Annotated in this window: 3 protein-coding genes; 2 read left to right on the forward strand and 1 reads right to left on the reverse strand. The window is 41.0% G+C overall.

Annotated features, from left to right (window positions below; genetic code table 11):
• On the forward strand, positions 1–205 hold a 205-nt coding region (locus AB4482_RS22620; protein ID WP_372181759.1), incomplete at its 5' end, for a hypothetical protein.
• 2 nt (positions 206–207) lie between these two features.
• On the opposite strand, the gene AB4482_RS22625 is transcribed toward AB4482_RS22620, so the two are convergent.
• Complete coding sequence (locus AB4482_RS22625) at positions 208–1,131, reverse strand: LysR family transcriptional regulator (protein WP_372181761.1); 924 nt, start codon at positions 1,129–1,131, stop codon at positions 208–210.
• Between the two features lie 121 nt (positions 1,132–1,252).
• Here AB4482_RS22625 and AB4482_RS22630 point away from each other — a divergent pair, with 121 nt between their 5' ends.
• Positions 1,253–2,809 (forward strand): carboxylesterase/lipase family protein, encoded by a 1,557-nt coding sequence (locus tag AB4482_RS22630; protein WP_372181762.1) that lies wholly within the window; start codon positions 1,253–1,255, stop codon positions 2,807–2,809.
• The last annotated feature ends 327 nt before the right edge of the window (positions 2,810–3,136 follow it).

Genomic DNA, 3,136 nt, shown 5'->3' on the forward strand with positions numbered 1-3,136 from the left:
TAATTTAGGCAACAACGCCATTCTGAGTTACGAACCATCAGACACGCTGAACTTTCACATAACTTCTAGTATCGCAACTCTACGGGCAGCAATTATGCAGCAGTCCAAATTAACTCATTCATTACATGTTGATATTACGAAAACTTTAGAAGTAACTAACCGATTAGGTAGGATACATTATTGCTTGGTTTCATTACCAACATAGCTTCATGAATCAATATTTCGCATATGATCATGCTTAATTGATAAATCTTCTTGCAAAAAGTCCAACAAGTGTCGATGTAGTTTGGGTTGATATTGCCTTGAAGGATACAGAGCCCATATGCCAATTGGATTGACTTCAAAGTCTTTCAACAAGATAGTCAAAGTCCCTGCTTGTATGTCGATTGCAATAAAAGGCAGAGGTAAACACGCTATACCTTTGCCATTAATCGCTGCATTAAGAAGTATGGAACTATCATTTACAGAGTAGTTACTTGTGACCGTTACATTAATAGGCTGAGCAGATTTAGAACCGGCTTTAGAAACAAACAGCCAATCATTGCCTATTCGTTTGTGGATCAAGCAATTGTGATCGAGTAAATCTTCGGGAGATAAAGGAGCCCCATGTTCTGCTAGATACTGAGGGGAAGCGCAAACCACCGATGGACAATCAGCCAATTTCTTTCCAATTAAAGATTCGAGCAGGTCATTACTCAACTCGATTGCCATATCAACCCCATGTTTTATCAAATCCAGTGACTGATTCGACAGCGTGAGATCGACTTCTATGTCAGGGTACTTAAGCATGAATTGTTCAATAGCTTGGGCAAGATAACCCTGACCAAACGAAATGCTAGTAACCAGTGAAATTCTTCCTTTAGGTTGAGAGTGCTGCTCTTGGGCTAAGTTATATAGTTGGGCATTCTGCTCTAAAATATTCTGGCAGAAAGGCAATAAATCACGACCGGCGTTAGTGATACCTAAGCTTCTTGTTGAGCGATATAGTAAACATACACCTAAAGACTTTTCCAACGCGGTTATATGCCTAGTCGCCATGGATCGTGACATTCCTAAAGCCTCAGATGCTGCCGTCAGGCTTCCTAGATCGACAGTAGAAACGAAAACTTCCATTGAAACAATTCTATCCATACACCCTCAATAGTTCGATTTATGCAACAATCTATTGACGTATAGCATATATATCAACTTCAAACTAGGTTTTATACTGACCTTCTATTCCAATACCGAGCCGAATGAAATGAAAAAAACAATGGTACTAGTCGCATGCCTCAGTGCAGGTTTAATTCAAAGTAATGCACTATTTGCCCACACTCAAAATGCTGAAAACTCAACGGTAGCAATCATTAAGTCTGGTAAACTTATGGGAAACAACCATGATGGCGTAGCCACATTTTATGACGTCCCATATGCGAAAAACCCTTTTACGGCAGATCGCCGATTTCGAGCACCGCAAGCATACGAAACTTGGAGCGGAGTATTAGATGCAACAAAAGCAGGTCAACCTGTCCCACAGCCTAGCCGAGATAAAAACACCACCTTGGTGGGGGCTCCCGATGATCTAACTCTGAACATTTGGACACCTATGAACGCCGTAGCTACCAACAACAAGGCATCAAATAAAAAACTGCCAGTCATGGTGTGGATCCCTGGCGGCGCATTCATCCGAGAAGATGCGGCAGAGTTAGCCTACGACGGAACAAGCTTTGCTCAGAATGACGTGATTGTTGTAACGATCAATTATCGTGTAGGCGTTGATGGTTTTATGCACCTTGAGGGCGCACCGGATAATCGCGGCATTCTTGATCAGATCATGGCTCTTGAGTGGGTACAAAATAACATCGAAGATTTTGGTGGAGACCCTAGCCAAGTTACTGTTGCAGGTCAATCTGCTGGGGCAGAAAGTGTTGCCATTTTATTGGGTACCGAAAAAGCAGAAGGCCTATTCCAGAAAGCTATTATGCAAAGTCCTCCAATGGCATTTTTAACTCAGAAAGAAGCTCAGCAAATCACACAAAGCTATACCAAAAAACTGAATATTCCAGCCACCGTTAAAGGCTTATCGACCATTCCATTTCCTGAATTAGTTAAGAACGTTATTGATATGGGTTATACGATACAAGATCGCAACAAATGGGGAATGATATCATGGGGAGGCACCGCATTTTTGCCCGTTGTTGATGGCGATATCATTGTCGAGTCTCCAATGAAAGATCTCACTAAAGCTTCTCCTTCTATTCCGGTCATCGTTGGTAGCACCGATCAAGAGTCACGACTGTACCTTGTACCAAGTGATGCCGTAAACAATACGACCGAAAAAACGATGTCGCTACTATTGTCTGACTTGTCACTGGAAGGCCGCCCTGCTGATGTGTATTCAACAAAAGACAATGGAAAAACTATTGGAGACACTTTTGCCGACATCCAATCTGATTTTACGTTTAAAATGCCAGCACTTCACATTGCTCAACAGTTAACTAAAAACGACAACAAAGTTTGGCATTATAACTTTTCTTGGATGTCACCTGTATTTGATGGTCATTTAGGAGCCGCACACTTTGTTGACGTGCCTTTTGTATTTAATACCACTGACAATGAACAAGCAAAAAGATTTGTCGGCTCACAACCTCCGATTGAACTTATTAACACCATGCATAGCCAATGGCTTACATTCATCAAGACAAGCAAAGCTGATTGGTCTCCATACAACTTAGCGGAACGACCAACAATGCAATTTGATGTTAAATCGAAACAGGTCAATGACCCTAATAGCTCAGTTCGAAAATTGTGGGAAGATTTTGAGTTCTAAGTAAAACGATTCAAATATTGGACGGTGGCTGCTGACATAATTCAGATTAGAAAAACTAGGTTATCACGTGGCTTGGTTTATTCTGTTGATAGATTTAACTAAAAGATAACGGGGCACTTTCGAGTTAGAAAGTGCCACGGGTAAAAATTCAATCCGAGAAGCTTTTGGACAAAAATCATTTAGATTATTTACTTAAATCGAGAGTCATCGGATTAGTTCAGGTATCTAAAACTCCAAGGTCTCACCATCAGCAGGAATAAGGACTTTATCTGACAAACCGTTTTTATCAATTGCTTCTTTAAGAATTGGTCGAGTCACTGCACAGTG

Origin of the sequence: Vibrio sp. 10N.222.55.C7, assembly GCF_041473335.1 — a bacterium.
GTDB classification, from domain to species: domain Bacteria; phylum Pseudomonadota; class Gammaproteobacteria; order Enterobacterales; family Vibrionaceae; genus Vibrio; species Vibrio crassostreae_C.

Excerpts from the sequence above, each read along its gene's own strand:
- AB4482_RS22625 (WP_372181761.1), bottom strand. The coding sequence starts at position 1,131 with ATGGATAGAATTGTTTCAATGGAAGTTTTCGTTTCTACTGTCGATCTA.
- AB4482_RS22630 (WP_372181762.1), top strand. The coding sequence starts at position 1,253 with ATGGTACTAGTCGCATGCCTCAGTGCAGGTTTAATTCAAAGTAATGCA.